Origin of the sequence: Sphingomonas populi, assembly GCF_004208535.1 — a bacterium.
GTDB lineage: Bacteria > Pseudomonadota > Alphaproteobacteria > Sphingomonadales > Sphingomonadaceae > Sphingomonas > Sphingomonas populi.
On sequence record NZ_SGIS01000145.1, the window covers coordinates 1 to 1,394 of the forward strand.

At 58.8% G+C, this 1,394-nt stretch carries 2 protein-coding genes; one reads left to right on the plus strand and one right to left on the minus strand.

What is annotated here, in order from left to right; all coding sequences use genetic code 11:
* The coding region (locus tag EWE75_RS24585; RefSeq protein WP_427915824.1) for a transposase at positions 1-318 on the plus strand (318 nt) is incomplete at its 5' end.
* 260 nt (positions 319-578) lie between these two features.
* Here the strand turns inward: EWE75_RS24585 and EWE75_RS24590 are convergent.
* Complete coding sequence (locus tag EWE75_RS24590; RefSeq protein WP_130160632.1) at positions 579-1,088, minus strand: redoxin domain-containing protein; 510 nt, start codon at positions 1,086-1,088, stop codon at positions 579-581.
* Between the last annotated feature and the right edge of the window lie 306 nt (positions 1,089-1,394).

The window sequence follows — 1,394 nt, forward strand, 5'->3', positions numbered from 1 at the left end:
CACACTTTCGTGCTCCCGGTGCCTCTGTCCCGGATGGTCGCACCATATACCAAAACCAGCATGGTCTCAGCGGGGATTTCGGCACCGGCAACCCTCATACCGGTTACCAACGCGATAGAAGCCCTGAACTCGAAGCTCAGGCGCGCCGTCCGAGCCAGGGGGCACTTCCCCACCGACGATGCTGCAACCAAGCTGCTCTACCTGATCTTGAACCGGTCGGAGAAAGAGTGGAGAATGCCGCCACGTGAGTGGTCCATGGCCAAGGCCCAGTTCGCCGTCATCTTCGGCGAGCGCTTCATCAGGGCCATGGCGGCGTAATGTTCAACCGCCCGCCCCCACACGGAATTTCTGACAGTCCCCGCGCCGCCAGCTCCTGAACGGCGCGGCCCTGCCCGCAGATCGATCCACCCTCTCCGGAAACCCCGCAAACCTCTCGGCCAAACGCGATCGAATCATCGCCACGGCGCAACTCGCGCTTGCACCATCTGCCTGTCGCCCCCGGCCAGCATCACGCCGTCACGCGGTCCCCCGTGAATAAGAGCGGCTAGGGCTCCCGATCTTGCGACGGGGCAAGTATCTCAAGCATTTCCGCGCGTTGGAAAGCCTTGCACGGCCAGCAGCTTGAGGCCGGCCACAAGGGACTCTAGGTCAGGACGCCCGCATGACACCGAGCTCTGGATGGTGAGATAAAGCTCTCCGTCCGGCTTGACCAACCAGAGCGCGGGCTCCGCGAAGTAGAGCTCCTGCCCATCGCGGCTGAAGTGCGACGCAAAAATGCCGCAAGCCTCGACATCTTTTCGGAGCAGCCCATAACCGACTGAAACCTTGTCTATCTGATTTTTTTTGGCCCATGCCTGCGCAACGGCCCTCGAATCAACGCTGACTCCGGCCAGATCGATGCCTAGCTCCGCAAATTCGGTATGCAAATCGTTGAGTTGCTGCATAAACCGCGTGCAAAAACCGCAAAAAGCGCCGCGATAAAAAGATATCAAGCGCAGCCGCGCGTTTGCTTCCGGCTGCAGCGCCCATGAACCGCCCGCCAGCAATGGAAATTCCAATTCCGGTATTTTCGTCCCTGGCTTAAGCATGGGTGCCTCCTCTCCCGCAGTACGAACTGCGCCAGCCGTGACGACATTTGCCAGACCAGTCTTTATCTGCTTGCAGTAAATTTATCTTCTTATTAATTATTCCGCCTGTCAAGAATCCCGCCCCGGATCAAGCGGGTTCCTTAACGCTTCTGCGGGATTCCGCGATCAGCCGGAGAATTCTAGTGCACTGACCCAATCAGGTGATTCACAATCGGTTAGTTTCGTGCGAGTCTGGCGGGATGTCCCAGATCGTATGTGTGATCGTAAACTCTGAAGATGCGGCGCGGTTGGCGTCGGTGGTCGCCG

Coding starts and splice junctions, on each gene's coding strand:
- EWE75_RS24590 (WP_130160632.1), bottom strand. CDS start 1,088: ATGCTTAAGCCAGGGACGAAAATACCGGAATTGGAATTTCCATTGCTG.